This window comes from Streptomyces sp. NPDC012827 (assembly GCF_042900905.1).
Lineage (GTDB): Bacteria > Actinomycetota > Actinomycetes > Streptomycetales > Streptomycetaceae > Streptomyces > Streptomyces gulbargensis.
This window is the reverse complement of sequence record NZ_JBIBBY010000005.1, coordinates 65,794-88,424: the sequence shown is the minus strand read 5'-3', so window position 1 is coordinate 88,424 and position 22,631 is coordinate 65,794. Positions and strand designations below refer to the sequence as shown.

The following is a 22,631-nucleotide window of genomic DNA, read 5'->3' as shown; positions in this document are numbered from 1 at the left end:
ACGGAACGAGGCCGATCGAGCGGCACGCATGATGGGGTCATGCGTGCCGCTCGTCTCATCAAGATGGTCCTGCTGCTCCAGTCGCGTCCCGCCATGACCGCAGCCGAGCTCGCCGCCGAGCTGGAGGTGTCGGAGCGGACCGTCACCCGTGATGCCCTCGCCCTCTCGGAGGCGGGGGTTCCGGTGTATGCGGACCGGGGCAGGAACGGCGGGTACCGGCTGGTCGGCGGGTACCGCACCCGGCTGACCGGGCTGGCCCGCGGTGAGGCGGAGGCCCTCTTCCTGTCGGGTCTGCCGGGCGCGCTGCGGGACATGGGCCTGGAGGACGCGGCCTCGGCGGCCCGGCTGAAGGTGTCGGCGGCGCTGCTGCCCTCGCTGCGGGACGCGCCCGCCTCGGCGGCCCGCCGCTTCCACCTGGACGCGCCCGGCTGGTACCAGGAGCCGGAGACGCCCGAGCTGCTCGCCCCGCTGGCCGAGGCCGTCTGGGACGACCGCCGCGTCGCGGCCCGCTACCGGCGCGGGGACGGTACGGAGGTGGAGCGGGACCTGGAGCCGTACGGGCTCGTCCTGAAGGCGGGCGTCTGGTACGTGTGCGCCCTGGCCGGCTCCTCGTACCGCACCTACCGGGTGGACCGGTTCACCGGGGTGGCGGTCGGCGAGGAGCGTTTCGTACGGGATCCGGAGTTCGACCTGGCGGCGTTCTGGACCGAGCGCGCGGCCGAGTTCGCGCGCTCGCTGCTGCGCGCGGAGGTCGTGCTGCGGCTGACCGAGGCGGGGGCGCGCCGGCTGCCGTACGTGACGGACCGGGTGGCGGCCGAGGAGGCCCTGGCGGCCGGGGAACGGGACGTCGGCGGCCGGCTGACGGTGACGCTCAGGACCGAGAACGAGGACGTGGCCTTCGGCCAGCTGCTCGGTCTGGGCCCCGAGGCCGAGGTGCTGGCCCCGGAGTCGCTGCGCGCCCGGTTCGCGGCGGCGGCCCGGGGCCTGGCGGAGCTCTACCGGTAGCCCTCCGGGCGGGTGTCCGGGTCGGCCTCCTTGGCCGCCATGAACCCCCAGGAGTCGGGGCGGGAGCCGTCGGCGTCGGTGAAGCCGTACTCCCGGGCGAGCTGCCCGCTGTCGAGCGATTGCCCGTTCCAGCGGGCCCGCTCGGGGTCGGCGGCGAGGGCGGCGATCGCCCGGCCGACGTACACCGGCGACTCCGAGACGGCGAAGTCGGGGAGCTGCTCCGTCGCGTCGCGCCAGTTCTCCTCGGTGACGCCGAAGTGGGCGAGCATCTGCTCGGACCGGAGCCAGCCGGGGCTGACGGAGACGGCGGTGCCGCCGGCGTCGGCGAGTTCGCGGGCGAGGCCGAAGGCGATCCGGATCGGGGCGTTCTTCGCCAGGTCGTAGAAGAGGTTCTCCCGGTAGTGGGTGCCGTTGTAGGCGGTGGTGCCGTCGGTGACCTCCACGACGAGGCCGCCGGGGTGGCGGGCGAGAAGCGGCAGGGCCGCGTGCGCGGTGACGAGGTGGGTGCGGACCCCGAGTTCCAGCATGCGCAGGCCGTCGGCGAGGTCGATGTCCCAGGTCTTCCTGCCGAAGGTCGCGACGAGGAGGTGTTCGCCGCCCCACACGTCGTTGACGAGGACGTCGAGGCGGCCGTGGTCCCGGTCGATCCGCTCGACCAGGGCCCGCACCTGGGCGGGTTCCAGGTGGTCGGTGGGGACCGCGATGCCCTCGCCGCCGGCGGCCGTCACCAGTTCGGCGGTCTCCTCGATGGTCTCGGTGGACCGGCCGACCTCGCTGATCCGGTCGCGGGTGGTGCGGCCGGTGACGTAGACGGTGGCTCCGGCGGTCCCGAGCTGGACGGCGATGGCCCGTCCGGCGCCGCGGGTGGCCCCGGCCACCAGGCAGACGCGTCCGCGCAGGGGTGTGTTCTCTGTCGTCATGGTCCCCAGGCTGACAGGGAAAGGCGACATCTTCTGTCCGGTTTCACAGCGGGCATTCCGGGTGCGTCGCACCGGCCGAACCGTGATGCTGGAGCGGTGATGGACGAGACCGAGTTCTGGGAGATCATCGACGCCACCCGCGCGGAGGCCGAGGGCGACCCCGAGGAGCAGGCGGAGCTGCTCGTGGAGCGGCTGACCCGGCTGGACCCCGACTCCGTGCTCGATTACGCGCGCCACTTCGAGGCCCGCTTCAACCGCGCGTACCTCTGGGACCTGTGGGGGGCCGCGGCCGTGCTGTTCGACGGGGCGGGCGAGGAGACCTTCGACTCCTTCCGGTGCTGGCTGATCGGGCAGGGCCGGGAGGTGTACGAGGGTGCGGTGCACGACCCGGACGCGCTGGCCGAGCTGCTCGACGAGTTCGATCCGGAGATCGACGGGGACGGCGAGGAGATCGGCTTCGCGGCGGACGAGGCGTACGAGACGCTGACCGGCGCCGAGACGCCGGACCTGGGTGTCCCCATGCCGGGCGGGGAGCCCCTGGGCTCCCCGTTCGACCTGTCGGACGACGCGGTCCTGGCCTCCCGCTTCCCCCGGCTGTGGGCCCGCTTCGGCGGCGCCTGAGGAACCGGGCGCGCCGGCCGGCGCGCCGTGTCCGTCAGAAGTGGGTGCCGCCGTCGACACGGATCTCGGTGCCGGTGATGAACGCGCCGTCCTCGGAGGCGAGCATCGCGACGACGCCCGCGACGGTCTCGGGCCCGGCGAAGCCCTGACCGAGGGCCGGGGCGAGCTTCACGAAGAGGGACATGTCGGCGTCGGCGGGCAGGCCGGGGCCGACCGACCGGCGGCTGACGCCGCTGCCGTCCGTCATGCCGGAGGAGATGGAGCCCGGCTGGACCGCGGTGAAGCGGATGCCCCGCCCGGCGTACTCGGCGGCGAGCGCGTGGGTCATGGACTGGATGCCGCCCTTGCTGGCCGCGTAGGCCGCCATGTAGGGGTGGGCGAACATCGCGGAGGTGGACGAGAAGTTCACGACGGCGGGGCCGTGGCCCTCCAGGAGGGCGGGTATCGCCTCGCGGATGACGAGGAACGTGCCGGTGAGGTTGATCCGGAGGATCTGCTCGAAGGCGTCGAGGGTCGTCTCGTGGGTGTGCGAGGAACGCAGCACGCCGGCGGCGTTGACCAGGACGTCCAGGCCGCCGAGCGCCTCGACGGCGGCGGCGACCCCGCTCCGTACGGAGGCCTCGTCGGAGACGTCCAGGACCACGGTGGTGAGGCGGTCGGCGGCCGCTCCGGCGCGGGCGGCGGTGTCCTTCAGGCCCTCTTCGCTGATGTCGGCGGCGACGACGCGGCCGCCCTCGGCGAGCATGCGCAGGACGGTGGCCTGACCGATGCCGGAGCCGCCGCCGGTGACGAGGGCGCGGCGGCCGGTGTAGCGGGTCAGCTGGTTCATGGTGAGACCTCTCGATGGCGGACGGGGCGGGGCGCCTGCCACCGTACGCCCGGATGGCACGTTTTGCCACCATGACAGAGCATGCATGCGCGGCGCCCGCAGGCGTACGCTTCGTACGGTGAGCACCAAGCCCTCCCTGACCGAGCGCCGCAAGGCGGCCACGCAGCTGGACATCGCCCGCGCCGCCGCCGAACTCTTCACCGAGCACGGCCCCGACGGGACCACGGCCGAGGACATCGCCGAACGGGCCGGGGTCGCCCTGCGCACCTTCTACCGCTACTTCCGCTCCAAGCAGGACGCGGTGGCCCCCCTCCTGTCGGCCGGCGCCGACCGCTGGCGCGAACGGCTCGCGGAGACCCGGCCCGGCACCGCCGTGCCCGAGGCCCTGGAGCGTTCGGTCGCCGAGTCGCTGACCCCCGCGACCGAGGCGGACGAGGAGGGGCTGCGCCGGACCCGGGGCCTGCTGCGGGCCGCCGCCGGGGACCCGGCCCTGCGGGCGGTCTGGTACCGGGTCAACCAGGAGTCGGAGGAGCGGCTGCGCGACACCGTCGCCGGGCTCGCCGGGCCGGACGCCGACCTCTTGGAGGTCCGCCTGACGGCGGCCGCCGCCACCGACGCCATCCGGATCGCCCTGGAGACCTGGGCCGAGACGGACGCTCCCCTGCGCGGCGAGGGCTCCCCGGCCGCCCTCGCCGTCCGCTGCCTGCGCGAACTGACCGGCGGCACGCTCCTTTTGGGGCGGCGGCAGGACACCCCTTAGGAAGCCAGCGAGCGGCCCATCAGGACGTCGTCGATCGAGTTCCCGTCGATCAGGAACTCCCCCGGCAGCACGCCCTCCACCGCGAAGCCCTCGGAGGCGTACAGGGCGCGGGCCGGCGCGTTGTGGCCGAGGACGCGCAGGGTGAGGCGGACGGCGCCCTCCGCGCGCGCCCGGTCCATGGCGGCCCGCAGCAGTGCCCGGGCCACGCCCTGCCCGCGGGCCGCGTCGGCGACGGCGAGGCCCTGGATCTGGCGGACGTGGGCGTTGGAGGGCAGCCGGGTCGGCGGCACCACCCGCACGTAGCCGAGGATCTCCTCCCCGCGCACGGCGACGAGGTGGTCCTCGGGCCGGTACCGCTCGTCGAAGAAGGGTGCGTACGGCTCCGTGGGCCGGGGCAGCACCGCGTGGAGGGGGGACCAGGTGTCCCGGTCCAGCCGGCCGAGGGCGTCGCCGTCCGCGTCGACGGCGGGGCGTATCCGCGTTTCCTGCGTGATCATGCCGGTCACTGTGCCACGGTCCGGGGCGGGAGGGGCAGGATGGGCGCATGCAGCGATCCGCTCCCCGCACCCCCGCCACCCGCAGGCGCGTCGCCGTCACCGGCGCCTCCGGTCTCATCGGTTCGGCCCTGGTCCGCTCCCTGCGCGCCGACGGCCACGACGTCCTCCGCCTGGTCCGGCGGCCCGCCCGGACCGCCGACGAGGTGGAGTGGGACCCGAAGCGGCTGTACGTGGACGCCGCCGGCCTCGTCGGCGTGGACGCCGTGGTGCACCTGGCGGGCGCCGGGGTCGGCGAGCGCCGGTGGAACGAGGCGTACAAGAAGGAGATCCGCGACAGCCGGGTCCTCGGTACGAGGGCGATCTCCCAGGCCCTCGCCTCGCTCGCGGACCCGCCGGAGGTGCTGGTCTGCGGGACGGCGCTCGGCTGGTACGGGGACACCGGCAGCCGGGCGGTGGACGAGAGCGCCCCGGCGGGCAGCGGCTTCCTGCCCTCGGTGTGCGTGGAGTGGGAGGCCGCGGCGGCCCCCGCCGAGGAGGCCGGCATCCGCGTCGCGTACGCCCGTACCGGACTGGTGGTGGCGCGCGAGGGCGGGGCGTGGGGGCGGCTGTTCCCGATCTTCCGCGCCGGACTCGGCGGCCGGATGGGCGACGGCCGGCAGTACTGGTCCTTCATCTCCCTGCACGACGAGGTGGCCGCCCTGCGCCACCTCGTCGACACCCCGTCCCTGTCGGGCCCGGTGAACCTCACCGCCCCCGACCCGGTCACCAACCGCGAGGTGACGGCGGCGATGAGCCGCGTTCTGAAGCGGCCCGCCCTCCTCACCGTTCCGGCCCCGGCGCTGAGGCTGGTCCTCGGCGACTTCGCGGGGGACGTGCTGGGCAGTCAGCGGGTGCTGCCCGGGCGCCTGGTGGAGTCCGGCTTCGCCTTCGCCTTCCCGTCGATCGACGACGCGATCCGGGCAGCCGCGCACTGATCCGGCGGCCCGCGGCGGGAGCCGGCCCCGGCGCCGCCCGCCCCGTGCTCCCCCGGCGCGCGCCGTGTGCTCCCCCGTGCACCGCGCACCCCGGCACGCGCGGGCGCCGGCCGTGGGAGCGCTGCCTAGGCTCGATGCCCACCGCCCGGCGTCCACCGCTCGAAACGACGGCGAACGCGGGCATTCCGCAGGCCCGTTGAGGGCATAAGGCCTCCCACCGGTGGCCGCGACCTGGGGAGGGGCACGTGCTCAGTACCGCGAACAGCGCACAGCGGGGGGACGTCGTGGAGGAGGTCGACGTCGTCGTCGTGGGGGCCGGGATCGCCGGTCTCGCGGCGGCCCGCCGGCTGACCGGCGCCGGGCTCACCGTCGCCGTCCTGGAGGCGGAGCCGAGGGCCGGCGGACGGCTGGCCACCGACACGGTCGACGGCTTCCGGCTCGACCGGGTGGGTTCGCCGCTCACCCTCTCGCCGGGACAGCTGCGCGCCACACCCGGCCTGGACGGCCTCCCGCTGCGGTCCTTCGCGCCCGGGGTGCTCGTCCACAGCGACGGGCGCTACGGGCGGTGGGGCGCCCCCCATCCGCGCCGGAGCGGCGGGCACCGGAGCGTGGGGGGAGCGTTCAGCATGGCGCGCGCCCTCGCGAGCGCCCCGCGAAATCCGGCCGTCTCGCTCGACCAGGCACGGCTCGGCGCCTCCCTGGTCCGGCTCGCCACCACCCCGTCGCCCCGGCTGCTGGCCCGGCCCGAGCGGACCGCGCGGGAGGCGCTGAACGCCCGGCTGCCCGCCCGGACCGTGCAGGGCGTGCTGCGGCCCCTGCTCGCCGCGCTCCTGTCCGACCCGGACCTCGGCATGTCGAGCCGGCAGGCGGACCTGGCCCTGCGGGCCTTCGCCCGGGGACGGCTCGCGGTGCCGGAGGGCGGGTCGGCCGCGCTGCCGGAGCGGCTCGTGGACGCGTTGCCGCCCGGCACGGTCCGTACCGGCGTCCGCGTCACGGACGTGTCCGTCGCCCGGGTCGCCACGGCGGAGCACGGGGTCTTCGGCTGCCGCTCGGTGCTGCTGGCGACCGGGGCGCGGACGGCGGCGGAGCTGCTGCCGGGGCTGCGGGTGCCGGACTTCCACGCGGTCACGGTCCTGCACCACACGGCGCCCGCGGCGCCCACCGAGGACCCGACGCTGCTCCTGGAGTCCGACCCGGGCGGACCGGTGGCCCACACCGTGGTGATGAGCGCGGTCGACCCGAGCCGCGCGCCCGCCGGTCGGCCGCTGATCACCTCGACGGTGCTCGGTACGCCGCCGGACGACGCGGAGCGCCGGGTGCGCAAGCACCTGGCGACGCTGTACGGCACGTCCACCGACGAGTGGGAGCTGCTGGCCCTGCACCACACCCCCGACGCGGCGCCGGCGATGCGCCCGCCGCACGACGTGCGCCGCTCGGTCCGGCTGCTGGCGGGGCTGTACGTGTGCGGTGACCACCGGGCCACCGCGACCCCGCAGGGCGCGCTCGCCTCGGCCCACCGGGCGGCCGACGCCCTCCTGTCGGACCTGGGTGTCCGCCTCCCGGGCGGGGCCCGGACGACGGAGGAGGAGGCGGCCTGACCGGGCGGTCGGGCCGGGGGCGAGGTCAGAGGAGCGCGGAGACGCGGTCCCGGTAGGTGCGGACGGGAGCGGCGTCGCGGTACGGCTCCAGGCGGCGCTCGAAGTCCCTGACGTACTCCAGGGCCCGGGCGGAACGCATCTCCGAGGCCTGCTGGGCCGCCTCGGCACCCAGTGCGCAGGCCTGCTCCAGCTCGCCGAGGGCGAGCCGGGCGGTGGCGAGCACGACCCGGCAGAAGAGGCGGCTGCGGGCGAAGCCGGGGGCGCGCAGCTGGAGGGCGCGCTCGGCGTGCTGGGCGGCGGGCCGGTACTGCTGGAGGTCGCGGTGGCAGTGGCCGAGCTCGTCGGCGAGCTGCGCCTCGTCGAAGGTGCGGGCCCAGTAGGGCACCTCGTCGCCGGGCCGGGCGCCGTCGAGCGCGCGCTCGGCGCGCATCAGGGAGGCGCTGCACGCCCGTGCCTCGCCGAGGACGGCGTGGCCGCGGGCCTCGACGGCGTGGAGCATCGCCTGGACGACGGGCGGCGCGGCGGGGCCGACGCCCTGCTGGGCGACCCGGGCGAGCTGCACGGCCTCCCGCCCGTGGCCGAGATAGACGGCCTGGCAGCTCATGGTGAGGAGCACGTACGAGCCGTAGGCCCGGTCCCCCGCGGCCTGGGCGAGCCGCAGTGCCTGGACGAAGTACCGCTGGGCGAGGCCGTGCGCGGCGATGTCGTACGAGGTCCAGCCGGCGAGCCGGGTGAGGTCGGCGGCGGCGGCGAAGAGGCGGCGCCCGGTGGCCTCCCCGTAGGTGCCGCGGAGCATGGGCTCGGTCTCGTGCTCCAGGTAGCGGACGAGGGCCTGGCGTGCGTGGCCGCCGCCGTAGGCGTGGTCGAGGGTGCGGAAGAGTTCGCCGACGGAGCGGAGCGCGGCGATGTCGCCGCCGGAGACCCGCTGGCCGGGCCCCCGGTCGGTACCGCGCTGGCGCGGGACGGTGAAGCGGCCCTGGGGCGGGACCCTCGGGTCCCGCGCGGCCGTCCCCCGCAGCGGGGGGCCGTGCGGCGGCTCGCCCCGGGCGACCCGCTCGTCGGAGCGGCCGATGAGCCAGTCCCGGCTGGGCACGACGAGGCCCGCCGGGGTGAAGGCGATCTTGCGCAGCTCGGCGTGGCTGCCGGAGTCCTTGCGCCAGAGGCCGCTGACGATGTCGACGGCCTCCTCGGGGGTGGCGGCGAACTCCAGGCCCGCGTAGACCGGCGCGCAGGCGTCCAGGCCGAGGTCCTGGGCGGAGAGGCGGCGGCCGAGGCGGCGGGTGAAGACCTCGGCGATGAGGGCGGGAGTGGTGCCGCGCGGCTGCTGGCCGCGCAGCCAGCGGGTCACGGAGGTCTTGTCGTACCGCAGGTCGAGGCCGTGCTCGAGGCCGAGCTGGTCGACGCGTCGGGCGAGGCCGGCATGGGAGAACCCGGCTTCGGCGATGAGCGCGGCGAGCCGGCGGTTCGGGATGCGCTGCGGTGGTCGTTCCGTCATCGGCTGTGCGGTCTCCTGGCTTCCGGGCCCACGTGGCAGCCCGTTCGGACCCTCAAGGGACGGCGTGAATGTAGCGGTCCGCACGGCCCGCACCGTCGGCTTCGCCCCACATTCATCCGATCGTGTGAGGATTGGCAGGCGCTGCTGACGCGCCGCCCCGCCGAGGCCCCCGTCCACCTGCCGGAAGGACTTTGGCGGCTCCGCCGTACAGTGGCATGGGCGCGTACAACGCAGGGTGCCGGGCCGGCTCCCACCCCGGGACGATCCCCGGAACCCGGCTCGCGGCACCCAGGAGGAGGCATGGCCGTGAGTGAGCTGCGATTCGTCCGCCTGGGATTCGGCGCGGACGCCGTCGACTACCAGGTGGCCTGGGACAAGCAGCGCGAGGTGCACTCCGCACGGTTCGCCGACGAGATCCCCGACACCTGTCTGCTCCTGGAGCACCCGCCGGTCTACACGGCCGGCCGGCGCACCCTGGACAGCGAGCGCCCGCTCGACGGGACGCCGGTGGTCGACGTGGACCGCGGCGGCAAGATCACCTGGCACGGGCCCGGCCAGCTGGTCGGCTACCCGATCATGAAGCTGCCCCGCCCGGTCGACGTGGTCGCGCACGTGCGCCGGCTGGAGGAGGCCCTCATCCGCACCGCCGCCGACTTCGGCCTGGAGACCACCCGGATCGAGGGCCGCAGCGGTGTGTGGGTGCTGGGCGACCCGGTCGAGCAGCGCCCCCGGATCGGCGGCCTGTCGCTGGACTTCGACCCCCGCCTCCAGGACGAGGAGTTCGACCCCCGCCTGAACGGGCCCGAGTACGCGCCCTCCAACGCCGGCCAGCGCCGCGAGGACCGCAAGCTCGCGGCGATCGGCATCCGGGTCGCCAAGGGCGTCACCATGCACGGCTTCTCGCTCAACGTGAACCCGGACAACGCCTGGTTCGACCGGATCATCCCGTGCGGCATCCGCGACGCGGGCGTGACCTCCTTCGCCAACGAGCTGGGCCGCGACGTCACGGTCGGGGAGGTCCTCCCGGTCGTGGAGCGGCACCTGCGGGACGTGCTGGAGAACGCGGAACTCAAGCCGCGCGAGATCGAGACCGCCTCCGCCTGACGGAGCGCGGGCGGCGGTCGCCGGACGGCGCCCACCGCCCCGGGGACGGGGCACCGACACACCACCGGCGCCTCAGGAATGCAGGGCCTTGGCCATGGGTTGGCCACAGGTGAGGCATGAGAAGCAACGGGCGTACCCTGGTGTGCGCCGAAGAATCGAAGCTACAGGAGCCGATGTGTCCGCAGTCGCACCCGACGGACGCAAGATGCTGCGCCTGGAGGTCCGGAACGCCCAGACCCCCATCGAGCGCAAGCCCGAGTGGATCAAGACCCGGGCGAAGATGGGGCCCGAGTACACGAAGATGCAGGGACTCGTGAAGAGCGAGGGCCTGCACACGGTCTGCCAGGAGGCGGGCTGTCCCAACATCTTCGAGTGCTGGGAGGACCGCGAGGCGACCTTCCTCATCGGCGGTGACCAGTGCACCCGGCGCTGCGACTTCTGCCAGATCGACACCGGCAAGCCGCAGGCCCTCGACCGTGACGAGCCGCGCCGCGTGGGCGAGTCCGTCGTCACGATGGACCTGAACTACGCCACGATCACCGGCGTCGCCCGCGACGACCTGGAGGACGGCGGCGCCTGGCTGTACGCCGAGACCGTGCGCCAGATCCACCAGCAGACCGCCGGCCGCGCCGACGGCCGTACCAAGGTCGAGCTGCTCGCCCCCGACTTCAACGCGGTGCCGGAGCTCCTGGAGGAGGTCTTCGCCTCCCGCCCCGAGGTCTTCGCGCACAACGTCGAGACCGTGCCGCGGATCTTCAAGCGGATCCGCCCGGGCTTCCGCTACGAGCGCTCGCTCGACGTCATCACCAAGGCCCGTGACTACGGTCTGGTCACGAAGTCGAACCTGATCCTCGGCATGGGCGAGACCCGCGAGGAGATCAGCGAGGCGCTCCAGCAGCTGCACGACGCGGGCTGCGAGCTCATCACCATCACGCAGTACCTGCGCCCCTCGGTCCGGCACCACCCCGTGGAGCGCTGGGTCAAGCCGCAGGAGTTCGTGGAGCTGAAGGAGGAGGCCGACGAGATCGGCTTCTCCGGCGTCATGTCGGGCCCGCTGGTCCGCTCCTCGTACCGCGCGGGCCGCCTCTACCAGCAGGCGATCGAGAAGCGCGGCACGGCGGTCGACGCCTCGCAGGCGGTCTGACGCCCGTCCGGTCCCCCCTCGCCGGGGCCGGGTCCGTACGGCCCTCCGGGGCGGCACGCGGCCCCGCCCCGGAGCGCGCTTCCGCTTGAGGCGCGCTTGAGCGCCGTACGAGGCCGGCCCGGTGACCGTGTGAGTCGCCGCACACGTCCCGACCGGCCGCTCAGGGCCGGTTCCGCGCGGCCCGCACGCCCTCCGCAGCTCAGCGGGGCGTGCGGGCCGCGCGGCCGTTCCGGGGGCTGGGCCGCATGGCCGCATCGGCGTTTCATCAGTGTTTGACCGCCCGGCCATGCCCTGGTAACACCAGTGAGTGAGCCTGGTTTCACGCACCGCCACCACCGCTCCTACCCCCCTTCCCGTCTCTCACCCCTATCGAGGGAGGACCCCGAGATGCCGGCCGCACCGACGCATCTTCGCGTCACCGCGATCCCGTCCGTCACCGACGCCCTGAAGGCCGTGGAGTCCCTTCTCCTCGGCGCGGGACAGCGCACCGCCCGGCGCAACGCCTGGACCTCCGTCCTGGAGGACCGCCGGCGCGCCAAGGACCGCGTGGAGGCCCAGCACGTGCTGGAGGCCGTGTCGGGCCGGACGTCCCGGGCCACGTAAACTTCAGGACATGGCGAGGAAGGCAAACACGGGCGGCGCTGACGCCGCGAACCCCGGGCGACTGAAGCAGATCGCCCTCACGTACCAGATGACCCGGAAGGCCGACCCGAAGGTCGGACTCGTCGTCGCGGGCGTGGGCATCGTCGTTCTCGGTGTCCTCCTCGGTATCGGCTTCCTGATCGGACACCCGGTCTACCTGGGCATCCTGGGCTTCGTCCTGGCGCTCCTGGCGATGGCCATCGTCTTCGGGCGGCGCGCGGAGAGCGCCGCCTTCGGGCAGATGGAGGGCCAGCCGGGCGCGGCGGCGGCGGTACTGCAGAACGTCGGACGGGGCTGGACCACCACCCCGGCCGTCGCGATGAACCGCAGCCAGGACGTGGTGCACCGCGCGGTGGGCCGCGCGGGCATCGTGCTCGTCGCCGAGGGCAACCCGAACCGGGTCAAGAGCCTGCTGGCGGCCGAGAAGAAGAAGATGAACCGCATCGTGGTGGACGTGCCGGTGCACGACATCATCGTCGGTGACGGTGAGGGCCAGGTCCCCCTGAAGAAGGTCCGCACCACCATGCTCAAGCTCCCCCGCGTGCTCACCGGCCCGCAGGTCACCGCGGCCAACGACCGGCTGCGCGCGATGGGCGACCTCATGAGCAACATGCCCCTGCCCAAGGGTCCGATGCCGAAGGGCATGCGGATGCCGCGCGGCGGAAAGATGCGCTGACCCGCCCGGAGGACGGACGGAGAACGGCCCCGGACCACTGAGGTCCGGGGCCGTTCCGCGTGTGCGGTACGTGGGCGGCGTCGCTCAGATGCGGACCTGGACGGCGCCGGAGAGGCGGTCGTGCAGGCCGCGTCCGTCGCGGTCCCAGATGAGGGCGGGGATCGCCAGGCAGACCAGCAGCGAGCGGAGCGCCACGCGCGGGAGGCTCAGCCGGCCGCCGTGCACCGACGCCACCCGCAGGCCGAAGATCCGCTTTCCCGGGGTGGAGCCGATGGTGCCGACGGTCAGCACGCTCAGGACGAGCAGGATGCCGAGCGCCCAGTTGCCGGTGGCCTGGCTGTAGCCGTCGGTGATCAGACCGTATGCGATCAGGAGGCACAGGCCCCAGTCCACGGCGAGGGCGCCGAGCCGCCGCCCGGGGCGGGCAATCGAACCGGATCCCTCCTCGGGCAGGCCGAGCTGCTGCCCCCGGTACCCGAAGTCCACGCCTGCTTGCTCCGCCGCGGCGCGGGGGCCGGAGAGCCACGATCCGAGTGCTTGCCTGTTGTCCACCCGACCACGGTACTGCGCCCCTTTTCGATCACTTCGGTCCGGGTGGGGATGGGACCCGACACGGCGGGGTACGAGCCGTCCCGGTTAACTTCGACGAAACAAATGGGTCATGCTGGAGAAATCCCGTCTGCCTATGGTCGGGATCGAGCGTGTGCCACCGCACCGGCCGCACGACCGAGCTGCAACCCCCGCCCCTCCCCGGGCCGGGAGTAGGAGGAGTTGGATGTCCAAGCACGGGTTCCAGAACGCCGACGAGGTCGCAAAGTTCATCAAGGACGAGGACGTCAAGATGGTCGACGTCCGCTTCTGCGACCTGCCCGGCGTGATGCAGCACTTCTCGATCCCGGCGACCGCCTTCGACCCGTCCGAGGAGCTGGCCTTCGACGGCTCGTCGATCCGCGGCTTCCAGGCCATCCACGAGTCCGACATGGCGCTGCGCGCCGACCTGTCGACGGCCCGCCTCGACCCGTTCCGCCGGGACAAGACGCTCAACATCAACTTCTTCATCCACGACCCGATCACGGGCGAGCAGTACAGCCGTGACCCGCGGAACATCGCGAAGAAGGCGGAGGCGTACCTGGCCTCCACCGGCATCGCCGACACCGCCTACTTCGGCCCCGAGGCCGAGTTCTACGTGTTCGACTCGGTCCGCTTCGAGACCTCCGCGAACCAGGGCTTCTACCACATCGACTCCGAGGCCGGCGCCTGGAACACCGGCAAGGAGGAGGACAACCGGGGTTACAAGGTCCGCTACAAGGGCGGCTACTTCCCGGCCCCGCCGGTCGACCACTTCGCCGACCTGCGCTCGGAGATGTCCCTGGAGCTGGAGAAGGTCGGCCTGCAGGTCGAGCGCCAGCACCACGAGGTGGGCACCGCCGGTCAGGCGGAGATCAACTACAAGTTCAACACGCTGCTCGCGGCGGCCGACGACCTGATGCTGTTCAAGTACATCATCAAGAACGTCGCCTGGCGCAACGGCAAGACCGCGACCTTCATGCCGAAGCCGATCTTCGGTGACAACGGCTCGGGCATGCACGTCCACCAGTCGCTGTGGTCGAACGGCGACCCGCTGTTCTACGACGAGTCCGGTTACGCGGGCCTGTCGGACACCGCCCGGTACTACATCGGCGGCATCCTCAAGCACGCCCCGTCGCTGCTCGCCTTCACCAACCCGACGGTGAACTCCTACCACCGTCTGGTCCCGGGCTTCGAGGCGCCGGTCAACCTGGTCTACTCGCAGCGCAACCGCTCCGCCGCCATGCGCATCCCGATCACGGGCTCGAACCCGAAGGCCAAGCGCGTCGAGTTCCGCGCGCCGGACCCGTCCTCGAACCCGTACCTCGCCTTCTCCGCCCTGCTCCTCGCGGGCCTCGACGGCGTCAAGAACAAGATCGAGCCGATGGAGCCGATCGACAAGGACCTCTACGAGCTGGCCCCCGAGGAGCACGCGAGCGTCCCGCAGGTCCCGACCAACCTCGAGGCCGTCCTCAAGGCCCTGGAGGAGGACAACGAGTACCTCCAGGCCGGCGGTGTCTTCACCTCCGACCTCATCGAGACCTGGATCGACTACAAGCGCACCCACGAGATCGCCCCGATCCAGCTCCGCCCGCACCCGCACGAGTTCGAGCTCTACTTCGACCTCTAAGCCGTGCCGCCGAGCCGCGCCGCAGGCCGCTGAAGCCGCCGAAGGCCGCCACCCCGCAGTCGGGGGTGGCGGCCTTCGCCGTGTCGCGACCGGATCGGCGCGGAGCCCTTACTCAGGGATGGTGACGCCCTCAGGTCACGTAGCCGCTCGCACACGATGCAGCGCATCGTCGGCGTGTGGAATACCCATGCCGCTGAGAAGCTCAGCCATCTTGACCCCGATGAAGCCCCGTTCCTCGGCGCTCAACCCTTGCAGAAGCGTCACCAGCGAGTGCTCCCATTCAGCGTGCTGGTCGAGTGCGCCGCGGTTCGCCATCGTCCAGTCGAGCACATCACGCGCCTGCTCCGGGTAGTGCAGCAGCCAGAGAGCTGCGAGGCTCAGGGGGCCTTCGGCTAGTGCCTCTCGGTAGAAGCGGTAGGTGATCCGGCGATCCTCGCCCCATGCCGGTGGGATGTCCGCGCCCGGCGACGGCCGGGGTTCAGGTGGGGGCACCGACCGCCCGATCCGGTAACTGATTCCTGCTTCCGGGACTCCGTACTCACCCCGGTTCACGACGGGGTGCATGCCACGCCGGGAGATGTCGTGTGCCACCCAAGCCGCTGCATCCGGCGCCGACAGGCGTTCCCGGGCGACGATCACGGGGTCACATACCCACCAGGTGACCATCACCCGGTCCGGCTCACGGTGGGCCGAGCCAGGGGCGGCGAGGTGGACGACGGCCTTCCTTTCCACCAGTGAGACCCACCACGCACTGTCGAACATCCTGCGCCCTACCGCGGCAAAGCGCGGAGACGGATATACGGGCGCCTGGCCTCGTCGCGGATGCTCGAGGCAGGCTTCACCATCTTCCCGGAGAAAGACCAGAGCGCGATCCACCCGGCTGCCCCATCGCACCTGGAACAGACTGAGCAGCGGCGAAGAGGTGAGTGCGGAAGCCAGCGCGTCGCTCACCGTGCCTCCTCCCCCTCCGGGGCGAGAGGTCGGTCACGGAACCGGGCGATGAGGAGCAACCGAAGCCCTCGGTGCCCTCCGGCCACCTCCGAAAGGGTCTGGAGGAAGGCCACCATTCGCTCATGGCTCTCCGGCCCCGCAGCAAGGTCCAAGCGGAGCAGCGCCGCCTTCATGGTGTCGTGCAATTCCTGATGATCGAGCGCCGCCAGCACCAGGGGCACGAGGGGATCCCATGAGTCGGCGAACAGATCAGCGACCACCACCTTGCGGATGCCCGCCCGCCCGACGGCCGGAAACCCTTCCGCACACAGATCGCGGACCGATTGAACGGCGTACATGTGCCGGCCGGAACCTCGGGGCTCCGCCAACCACTTGACGATCTGCGCAAGCACCGGACTCCGGTTGACGTCCTCGGTGAGCAGCACGCCCAGCGCTGTCGACACAGCCTTGCGAATGTTGTCGTCCAGCGCATCCTCTCCGCCGCCCAGGACGGTGTGGAGCAGACCGAGCGCGAAGTCGGGCAGAGCGAGCCCCAGACTGCCCGCACAAGTTTCCGCCACGGTGCAGCGGACCTCAGGGCCCTTCGCATCGCTCCACTGGCGCAACTGTGAACGGACTGCGGCAGACAACACCGAGTCCTGGACCACTTCGCCAAGAGCATGGGCGGCCAACCGTCGATGCCAGGCCCGGGGGGAGCTCGCGAACACGGACAACTGACGCAGCACGTCGGGCCCCGATGCCTGGCATAAGACCTGGCCGATCCGCCGCCCCGCGAGTCTGTCCACCCCGGGCTTGTAAGGGAGTCCACGCATCCATGTCAGGAGAACACCGGAGAAACCCTCATAATCGAGCCAGAGCCTCCTCAGAACCTCTTCTGCGAGGTGTTTCCGTCGAAAGGCCACCGGCTCGACCCAGTAGCGATATCCGCGAGCCGCTTCGGCCCTACGGGGCAGCAACCGGGCCTGCACCTGGTCGATCCGGTCCTCGATCGCCCGACCAAGCAGGTAGCCACTCTGCGGCAAGGACGCCTGGGGGGAGGGCGACGCCGCCAGCAACGGCTTCAAGCAGCCGGCGAATTGCTCGACGACCGATCGGTCCTGTTCCTCGAACAGGGCAAGGGCCGCCGTCCACGCCAGCGCGTCGATGTCCCCGCCCACACGCGTCAACAATTCGCCGGCCGCTTCGACGGTTCCGAGGCGGAGGTTGTCCGCAGCAGCCTCGGGCGTGCGGCGTCGGGTCGCCACTTCACGCAATTCCTCGGCCACCTCGACACCCGTGCCGGGCGACCTGCTGATCGCCAGATATTCCTTGAAGGGCGGAAGGTCCAGTGATCCCAGGGCCTTGTCGAGCTGCTCGGCATCGAGAGCGCCCTCGTCCGCCATGCGTTTGAGAAGGGCGGTGGCCACGTCGCGGGGCAGGGGCGCGATGTGTTGTTGGCACCACGGCGAGAGCGAACGGGGAAGCAGGGTCGACTGGTCCACGATCACGACCACATAGGCATCGGTCTCGGCCAGTCGACCTGCGAGGCTGTTCAGCGCCACCTCGTCGAGCATGTCGGCGGCCTGAGGAACGATGCCCTGCACCATGTAGCCGCCAGGTGAGGACGGCTCCCAGCGGGTCAGATCCTCCGCCGCGTTGAGACCGATGATCCTGCCACCTGCGGTGACCTCGTGAAGCAGCGCGAACGCGGCGGTGCTGGTTCCGCTGGCCGCCTCGCCGCGCAACAGCAGCACTCGTCGCCCGGTGAGCTTCTCGCGGCAGACCGCGTGTGCCCGCGGTTCGACGAAGCCTCGTAGCCGGTCCCTGACCTCGTCCGGAGGGTACGGACCTTCGCGGAAGCGAGGCTTGACGATCTTTCCCTCGGCTTCACCGTCATCGACCGTGACGAGGTTGTACGTGGTGATGTTGCCGTACGCGGGTCCCAGAATCGCGACCCCGCGGTCCACGCGTTGCTGGTTGCCATCGAATGACATCTGCGGGGTCGCGACCGCAGCCCAGGACGGCGCCGAGGGCGGAGCGGGAACGGTCATGTCTTCCTGGGGCGGTGGCTCGAGAATCGGGGCCGCTTCGCGGAGCGAGTCGGTTGCCGTGGAGGACATCAGCGCTCCTTCGCCGCACCGGTGGACTTGCTTCCGGAGACGTTGTCACCGCTGCCCCAGTGCTGATTGGTCCCGCTGTAGTGAGTGGCCCCGCCGGTATAGCTGATGTCCCCACCGACGCCACCCATGACGGCCATTCCGTCCCGCACGTGCTGCGTATTGCCCTGGTACCGATCTCTTGGGGCGGTGTCCGTCTCCCCGGGCGGCACGGCCGTCACAGGGGAATCGGGTGTGGCGTCAGAGGCGAGAATTCCGGAGTTCAGGAGATTGCCCGAGGGCGAAGGGATGAACAGCCAGGCCCGCTGCGCGAACGTCTTGCCCTCGACCGTCGCAGGCACCTCGACACAGCGGTCCGGGTGCAGCCCACTGTATCCACCGAGCACCACGTCCTCGTACACCCGATCGGAGATGATCGCCGCCACGTGCGTGGTGCTTTCACTGGATGCTGCGAGCACCGCCTTGACCGGGCGGGAGTCCAGCAGGCGATGGGTGTCGTTCCGAGGCGTGCCGTTTCCGTCGCCCGCCTGGCCGGCGTCGGGCAGCGGGCCGAGGTGCAGGCTGACGCGGAGACGGATACGAGGGCCGACCGAGAGCGTGTTGTACTCCGCGAGTACATCGTCCAAAGCAGGGAGGAAGGGCCACAGGACGAACGGTAGGCGCACCGGATCGAAGCCGAACACGATGCCGTCTCCCGTATGCGCGGGGAAACGCTTGTCGTCCCGGACCTCCTCAAGGCCGGCCTTGGACAGAGCCCGGTCGACGAGATCGGGGATCATCTGGCTGACAGGGGCGTGCAGAACAGCCGGGAGGCCGGTGAAGTTCTTGGCGTCGACGGCCAGCAGGGCCGTGTAGGGCGGGAGAGGACGACTCTCGGCGTACGGGGCGGGCGGGTTCTCGGTCATCGGGGTGATCCTCCGGAACGGTGGCGACCGCAGGTTCGCGGCGTGGTCCCAGAGTCGGCGGAAGCCGCGGAGTCGAATGCCCACCAGTGGTCACCCGCATGGTGGCGGCGGTCACATTCCCTCCACGTGCTCCGTCTTCGCCCATACCCGTAGAGCCTCCATGTCACGGATCTCGATCACTCTGCGTCCGGTCTCCACGGCTCCGGTCTGACGCAACTCCTGCAGACCGGTCACCACCGCGTTACGTGTCACCCCGATGGCCTGCGCAATCTCCTCCTGCGTCAGCCCGGTCAGCCCCCACTCGGCCGTTCCCGGGGGTACCGGACCGGTCAGGTCTGCGAGGCGTACCAGCGTGCGGGCAAGACGTGTGAGCACGGGAAGCCGCTGAAGTTCGGCAAGTCTCATGTCGGACTCACGAAGGCGAGCAAGGGTCTGCCGCATCAAGGCCATGACCATGCCTCGGCGCTCCACGTAGGTACGGAACGTCTCGGCCTCGAGTCTCACCGCCCTGCAGGGCCGAAGCGCGACGACATCCGCGATCCGCTTCTGAAGATCAAAGACTGCCACCTCCCCCAGCAGGTCCCCCGGGCCTCGAAAAGCGAGCAACGTCGTTTCGCCGTTCTCCTCCCGACGTATGACTTTGACCAGCCCTTGGGTAAGTGCCAGCAGGTAGGTGCCCGCTTCGCCCTGGCGCAGCAACGTGCTTCCGGCACGGAAGTGACGCTCCACCCCCAGGCCGCACAACTCGCGCCACACTTCATCGGAAAGCCGCTCGGTGCGTGCCGGCCGTTTCCCGGGATCAACCGTCATGGCCCGGTTCTACCGCTGTGCGGCGCCCGCCCCTCGGTAATCCGAATTGGTTGGCTTGATGTAGCCCGCTTGCACGGCAACGAGCCACCTGGCACGCCGTGCTGGAGCACTGGGGCGGCGACCACGCGTCGGTGGCCGCCGCCCATGCCGCCGTCGCCGCGCGGGGGCGGCCCCGTGCCGGGTCGTCCCGAATGGCGTACGGCCCGGACGAGCGCGTCATGGATGTGACCCGCCCCTTCGTGGGGCGGTGTCGGGCGAGGCGCCCGGTCAGCGGCCGTAGCGGATCAGCGCGCGGACCATGCGGCAGGTGGTGTCGGACGGCGGGTGGATGCCCAGGCTGTGCGCGGTGTTCCGTATGGTCGCGTCGGTCGCCTTCGACGGGATGTACACACCGGAGTCCAGCAGGGCGATGGCGAGGCGCATCGCCTTCAGACGCCGGTTGTGCGTCACGTACCACTCGCGGGGGCGGCCCGGGGGAAGCGGCTTCTTGTGCGGGGGCGTCCAGGGTTCGGGGGACGGTGTCCGGATCACGGCGAGAGCCATGGGCTACCTCCTGGCGAACGGTGGGCGGGGCCCTCCCCGGGGCCCTCGCTCTCACCCCCCATTTTAGTGGCCCCCACTGACAATCGCCCCTGGCCAGAGGGTGTTTGGGGGGGTGGTGGAAGGCGGTCGGGGGGGTACCGTACGCCCATGGAGATCTGGATCAATCCCGCCTGTTCCAAGTGCCGTGGCGCGCTCGGTCTGCTCGACGCGGAGGGCGCCCGGTACACCGTGCGGCGCTACCTGGAGGACGTACCGACGCCCGACGAGATCCGGGAGGTCCTGGACCGGCTCGGGCTCGAACCGTGGGACATCACGCGCACCCAGGAGCCGGTCGCCAAGGAGCTCGGGGTGAAGGGGTGGCCTCGGGACGCGGAGCACCGCGACCGGTGGGTGGAGGCGCTGTCCGCGCACCCCAAGCTCATCCAGCGGCCGATCATCACCGCGGACGACGGGACGGCGGTCGTCGGCCGGTCGGAGGAGGCCGTGCGGGACGCCCTCTCCCGCTGAGGCCCGGTCCGGCCCCGGCCCGAGGTCAGGGGGCGGGGGCCGCGTTCTCCGCCTCGGCCAGGATCTCGGTGAGGCGCAGGCCGAAACGGGCGTCGCAGGCGTGCGGGACGCCGGTGCGGGCGGAGGTGACGAGGGCGTCGACGGCCGCGCCGAAGGCGTCCACCGCCCCGTTCCAGCCGGGCAGTTCGGCGCGGCCCCGGGTGCCGTGCAGGGTGAGCGAGGCCTCCGCCGCCTCCGGCGGGGCGCCGAGCGTGAGCGTGGCGGTGCTGCTCGCGCCCGAGGCGTGCCGCAGGACCAGGTGGTGGAGGTCGCCGGGACCCCGGACGGCGGTGAGACCGGTGACGTCGCCGAGGACCGGCAGGAGGACGGAGAGGACGTGCGGGCCCACGTCCCACAGGCCGCCCCTGGTCCGGCGCCAGGGCGAGGCCGCGTACGGGCTCGCGGACCCCGGCCCGAAGAGGGAGCCGAGCCAGTGCGCCTCGCCCAGGAACCAGCCGCCGGCCCGTGCCTGCGCGTCGATCCAGCGGGCGGTGGGCTCGGCGAAGCGGAGGGTGCAGAAGACCACCGAGGCGACCCCGGCGGCCTCCACCGCCCCGGCGACCTCGCGGGCCGCCGGCACCGTCGTCGCGACCGGCTTGTCGAGGAGGACGTGCCGGCCGGCCCGCGCGGCCCGGGCCGCCAGCGGGGCCTGCACGTCCGGCGGGAGGGCGAGCGCGACGGCGTCGCAGGCCTCGATGAGCGCGTCCACGTCCTCGTACGCGCGCGTGCCGGAGGCCGCGGCGAGCTCACGGGCCGCCTCCGGGCGTCTGCCCCACACGCCCGCGAAGGTGACGCCCTCGTGGGCGGCGAGCGCCGGGGCGTGGGTGCGGGCGGCCCAGGGGCCGGTGCCGAGGAGTCCGATGCGGGGCTTCGCGCCCAGGTGATCCGCCATGCCCCCAGTCTGCCGTGCCCCGCCGACAGCGGACGCGGGGCCGTCGGCGCCCGGGTCCCCCGGCGGGCCGCCGGCGGCGCTCCGGGGCCGCCGGCGCCGGCAGGGCCGAGTAACACGGGGTTCACAAACGGGCAACCGAAGGGAAATCCGGTGTTGCCAAGCTGCGCGCAGAACGAGACCGCAGCTTCTCGCAGCGCAGCGAGCCGCCGCGAGTACGAGAACCCGCAGCAGCACGCCAAAGGATGAGACCCGTGACCTTCAAGGCTGAGTACATCTGGATCGACGGCACCGAGCCGACCGCCAAGCTTCGCTCGAAGACGAAGATCATCGCCGGTGAGGGTCTCGCCCTGGAGGAGCTGCCGATCTGGGGCTTCGACGGTTCCAGCACGAACCAGGCCGAGGGCCACGCCTCGGACCGCGTGCTCAAGCCGGTCTTCTCCTGCCCGGACCCGATCCGCGGCGGCAACGACATCCTGGTGCTGTGCGAGGTCCTCAACACGGACATGACGCCGCACTCCTCCAACACGCGCGCCGCGCTGGCGGAGACGTACGCCCGTTACGCCGCGCAGGAGCCGATCTTCGGCATCGAGCAGGAGTACACCTTCTTCGAGGGCACCCGTCCGCTCGGCTTCCCGGTCAACGGCTTCCCGGCCCCGCAGGGCGGCTACTACTGCGGCGTCGGCGTGGACGAGATCCACGGCCGTCCGGTCGTCGAGGCGCACCTGGAGAACTGCCTGAAGGCCGGTCTCGGCATCTCCGGCATCAACGCCGAGGTCATGCCCGGCCAGTGGGAGTTCCAGGTGGGTCCGCTGGCGCCGCTGGAGGTCGCCGACCAGCTGTGGGTGGCCCGCTGGCTGCTCTACCGCACGGCCGAGGACTTCGACGTGGCCGCGACGCTCGACCCGAAGCCGGTGAAGGGCGACTGGAACGGCGCGGGCGCGCACACCAACTTCTCCACCAAGGCCATGCGCGAGGGTTACGACGCGATCATCACCGCCTGCGAGGCACTCGGTGAGGGCTCGAAGCCGCTCGACCACGTCAAGAACTACGGCGCGGGCATCGACGACCGTCTGACGGGTCTGCACGAGACCGCTCCGTGGGACCAGTACTCCTACGGCGTCTCGGACCGCGGTGCCTCGGTCCGCATCCCGTGGCAGGTCGAGCAGGACGGCAAGGGTTACATCGAGGACCGCCGTCCGAACGCGAACGTGGACCCGTACGTGGTGACCCGCCTCATGGTGGACACCTGCTGCGAGGCCCTGGAGAAGGCCGGACAGGTCTGATCCGCACCCGCCCGACGGGAGAGGGCGTCCGCCGTTCGTGACGGCGGGCGCCCTCTCGCCGTGCGCGGGGCCGGGTGGCGGCGTACGTGGCCGGTCCGTTGCGGCCGTGTGTCCGCCGCGTGGCCTTCGGCGTCTTGTCCTTC

Annotated in this window: 23 protein-coding genes; 12 read left to right on the top strand and 11 right to left on the bottom strand. The window is 72.2% G+C overall.

Annotation, left to right across the window (positions count from 1 at the left end; genetic code table 11):
* The first annotated feature begins 39 nt into the window (after positions 1 to 39).
* Positions 40 to 1,005, top strand: a complete 966-nt coding sequence (locus ACFY60_RS12740; RefSeq protein ID WP_388611176.1) for a helix-turn-helix transcriptional regulator — start codon at positions 40 to 42, stop codon at positions 1,003 to 1,005.
* Here ACFY60_RS12740 and ACFY60_RS12735 read toward each other — a convergent pair.
* Complete coding sequence (locus ACFY60_RS12735) at positions 996 to 1,925, bottom strand: SDR family oxidoreductase (protein ID WP_388611175.1); 930 nt, start codon at positions 1,923 to 1,925, stop codon at positions 996 to 998. The genes ACFY60_RS12740 and ACFY60_RS12735 overlap by 10 nt on opposite strands.
* A 99-nt stretch (positions 1,926 to 2,024) precedes the next feature.
* Here ACFY60_RS12735 and ACFY60_RS12730 point away from each other — a divergent pair, with 99 nt between their 5' ends.
* Positions 2,025 to 2,546 (top strand): DUF4240 domain-containing protein, encoded by a 522-nt coding sequence (locus ACFY60_RS12730; protein WP_388611173.1) that lies wholly within the window; start codon positions 2,025 to 2,027, stop codon positions 2,544 to 2,546.
* 34 nt (positions 2,547 to 2,580) lie between these two features.
* Here the strand turns inward: ACFY60_RS12730 and ACFY60_RS12725 are convergent, their stop codons facing one another.
* Positions 2,581 to 3,375, bottom strand: coding sequence for an SDR family NAD(P)-dependent oxidoreductase (locus ACFY60_RS12725; RefSeq protein WP_388611171.1), 795 nt, complete (start codon positions 3,373 to 3,375; stop codon positions 2,581 to 2,583).
* An 85-nt stretch (positions 3,376 to 3,460) separates the two neighbouring features.
* On the opposite strand from ACFY60_RS12725, the gene ACFY60_RS12720 reads away from it, so the two are divergent.
* On the top strand, positions 3,461 to 4,135 hold the full coding sequence (locus tag ACFY60_RS12720; protein WP_388611169.1) for a TetR family transcriptional regulator: 675 nt from the start codon (positions 3,461 to 3,463) through the stop codon (positions 4,133 to 4,135).
* On the opposite strand, the gene ACFY60_RS12715 is transcribed toward ACFY60_RS12720, so the two are convergent.
* Positions 4,132 to 4,632: a GNAT family N-acetyltransferase gene (locus ACFY60_RS12715; RefSeq protein WP_388611167.1), complete on the bottom strand. Its 501-nt coding sequence runs from the start codon at positions 4,630 to 4,632 to the stop codon at positions 4,132 to 4,134. The genes ACFY60_RS12720 and ACFY60_RS12715 overlap by 4 nt on opposite strands.
* 47 nt (positions 4,633 to 4,679) lie before the next feature.
* Here ACFY60_RS12715 and ACFY60_RS12710 point away from each other — a divergent pair, with 47 nt between their 5' ends.
* Positions 4,680 to 5,606 (top strand): TIGR01777 family oxidoreductase, encoded by a 927-nt coding sequence (locus tag ACFY60_RS12710; RefSeq protein ID WP_388611165.1) that lies wholly within the window; start codon positions 4,680 to 4,682, stop codon positions 5,604 to 5,606.
* Positions 5,607 to 5,851: 245 nt separating this feature from the next.
* The gene (locus tag ACFY60_RS12705) at positions 5,852 to 7,204 is read left to right on the top strand and encodes an NAD(P)/FAD-dependent oxidoreductase (RefSeq protein WP_388611163.1); all 1,353 of its coding nucleotides are present in this window, start codon (positions 5,852 to 5,854) and stop codon (positions 7,202 to 7,204) included.
* 25 nt (positions 7,205 to 7,229) lie between these two features.
* On the opposite strand, the gene ACFY60_RS12700 is transcribed toward ACFY60_RS12705, so the two are convergent.
* On the bottom strand, positions 7,230 to 8,699 hold the full coding sequence (locus ACFY60_RS12700) for a regulator (protein WP_388611161.1): 1,470 nt from the start codon (positions 8,697 to 8,699) through the stop codon (positions 7,230 to 7,232).
* A gap of 306 nt (positions 8,700 to 9,005) precedes the next feature.
* Here ACFY60_RS12700 and lipB point away from each other — a divergent pair, with 306 nt between their 5' ends.
* From lipB to ACFY60_RS12680, 4 genes are all read left to right on the top strand, one after another.
* Complete coding sequence (gene lipB, locus ACFY60_RS12695) at positions 9,006 to 9,803, top strand: lipoyl(octanoyl) transferase LipB (protein ID WP_309057296.1); 798 nt, start codon at positions 9,006 to 9,008, stop codon at positions 9,801 to 9,803.
* A gap of 175 nt (positions 9,804 to 9,978) precedes the next feature.
* A complete protein-coding gene (gene lipA / locus ACFY60_RS12690; protein ID WP_309052908.1) occupies positions 9,979 to 10,947 on the top strand; it encodes a lipoyl synthase in 969 nt (322 codons plus the stop codon).
* A gap of 387 nt (positions 10,948 to 11,334) precedes the next feature.
* Positions 11,335 to 11,550 (top strand): hypothetical protein, encoded by a 216-nt coding sequence (locus ACFY60_RS12685; RefSeq protein WP_309052907.1) that lies wholly within the window; start codon positions 11,335 to 11,337, stop codon positions 11,548 to 11,550.
* Between the two features lie 10 nt (positions 11,551 to 11,560).
* The gene (locus tag ACFY60_RS12680; protein WP_345285834.1) at positions 11,561 to 12,265 is read left to right on the top strand and encodes a DUF4191 domain-containing protein; all 705 of its coding nucleotides are present in this window, start codon (positions 11,561 to 11,563) and stop codon (positions 12,263 to 12,265) included.
* Between the two features lie 84 nt (positions 12,266 to 12,349).
* Here the strand turns inward: ACFY60_RS12680 and ACFY60_RS12675 are convergent, their stop codons facing one another.
* Positions 12,350 to 12,817 (bottom strand): RDD family protein, encoded by a 468-nt coding sequence (locus ACFY60_RS12675; protein ID WP_388611158.1) that lies wholly within the window; start codon positions 12,815 to 12,817, stop codon positions 12,350 to 12,352.
* 223 nt (positions 12,818 to 13,040) lie between these two features.
* Here ACFY60_RS12675 and glnA point away from each other — a divergent pair, with 223 nt between their 5' ends.
* Positions 13,041 to 14,462: a type I glutamate--ammonia ligase gene (glnA, locus tag ACFY60_RS12670; protein ID WP_388611157.1), complete on the top strand. Its 1,422-nt coding sequence runs from the start codon at positions 13,041 to 13,043 to the stop codon at positions 14,460 to 14,462.
* A gap of 135 nt (positions 14,463 to 14,597) precedes the next feature.
* On the opposite strand, the gene ACFY60_RS12665 is transcribed toward glnA, so the two are convergent.
* The 5 genes from ACFY60_RS12665 to ACFY60_RS12645 all read right to left on the bottom strand — a co-directional run bounded on the left by ACFY60_RS12665 (position 14,598) and on the right by ACFY60_RS12645 (position 19,767).
* On the bottom strand, positions 14,598 to 15,413 hold the full coding sequence (locus ACFY60_RS12665; protein ID WP_388611155.1) for a hypothetical protein: 816 nt from the start codon (positions 15,411 to 15,413) through the stop codon (positions 14,598 to 14,600).
* Positions 15,410 to 17,512 carry a hypothetical protein gene (locus ACFY60_RS12660; RefSeq protein ID WP_388611153.1) on the bottom strand — a complete coding sequence of 701 codons (2,103 nt, stop codon included), beginning with the start codon at positions 17,510 to 17,512 and terminating at the stop codon, positions 15,410 to 15,412. The genes ACFY60_RS12665 and ACFY60_RS12660 overlap by 4 nt, the downstream gene beginning before the upstream one ends.
* Complete coding sequence (locus ACFY60_RS12655) at positions 17,512 to 18,414, bottom strand: hypothetical protein (RefSeq protein WP_388611152.1); 903 nt, start codon at positions 18,412 to 18,414, stop codon at positions 17,512 to 17,514. Before ACFY60_RS12655 ends, ACFY60_RS12660 begins: the two co-directional genes overlap by 1 nt.
* A gap of 111 nt (positions 18,415 to 18,525) precedes the next feature.
* Positions 18,526 to 19,224, bottom strand: coding sequence for a Crp/Fnr family transcriptional regulator (locus ACFY60_RS12650; protein WP_388611150.1), 699 nt, complete (start codon positions 19,222 to 19,224; stop codon positions 18,526 to 18,528).
* A 267-nt stretch (positions 19,225 to 19,491) separates the two neighbouring features.
* Positions 19,492 to 19,767: a hypothetical protein gene (locus ACFY60_RS12645; protein ID WP_388611149.1), complete on the bottom strand. Its 276-nt coding sequence runs from the start codon at positions 19,765 to 19,767 to the stop codon at positions 19,492 to 19,494.
* Positions 19,768 to 19,914: 147 nt separating this feature from the next.
* Here ACFY60_RS12645 and ACFY60_RS12640 point away from each other — a divergent pair, with 147 nt between their 5' ends.
* Positions 19,915 to 20,274: an ArsC/Spx/MgsR family protein gene (locus tag ACFY60_RS12640; protein WP_388611147.1), complete on the top strand. Its 360-nt coding sequence runs from the start codon at positions 19,915 to 19,917 to the stop codon at positions 20,272 to 20,274.
* A gap of 25 nt (positions 20,275 to 20,299) precedes the next feature.
* Here the strand turns inward: ACFY60_RS12640 and ACFY60_RS12635 are convergent, their stop codons facing one another.
* Positions 20,300 to 21,205 (bottom strand): Gfo/Idh/MocA family protein, encoded by a 906-nt coding sequence (locus tag ACFY60_RS12635; RefSeq protein WP_388611145.1) that lies wholly within the window; start codon positions 21,203 to 21,205, stop codon positions 20,300 to 20,302.
* Positions 21,206 to 21,456: 251 nt separating this feature from the next.
* Between ACFY60_RS12635 and glnII the strand changes: the two genes are divergently transcribed.
* Positions 21,457 to 22,488, top strand: coding sequence for a glutamine synthetase (glnII, locus tag ACFY60_RS12630; RefSeq protein ID WP_388611144.1), 1,032 nt, complete (start codon positions 21,457 to 21,459; stop codon positions 22,486 to 22,488).
* Positions 22,489 to 22,631 lie beyond the last annotated feature (143 nt).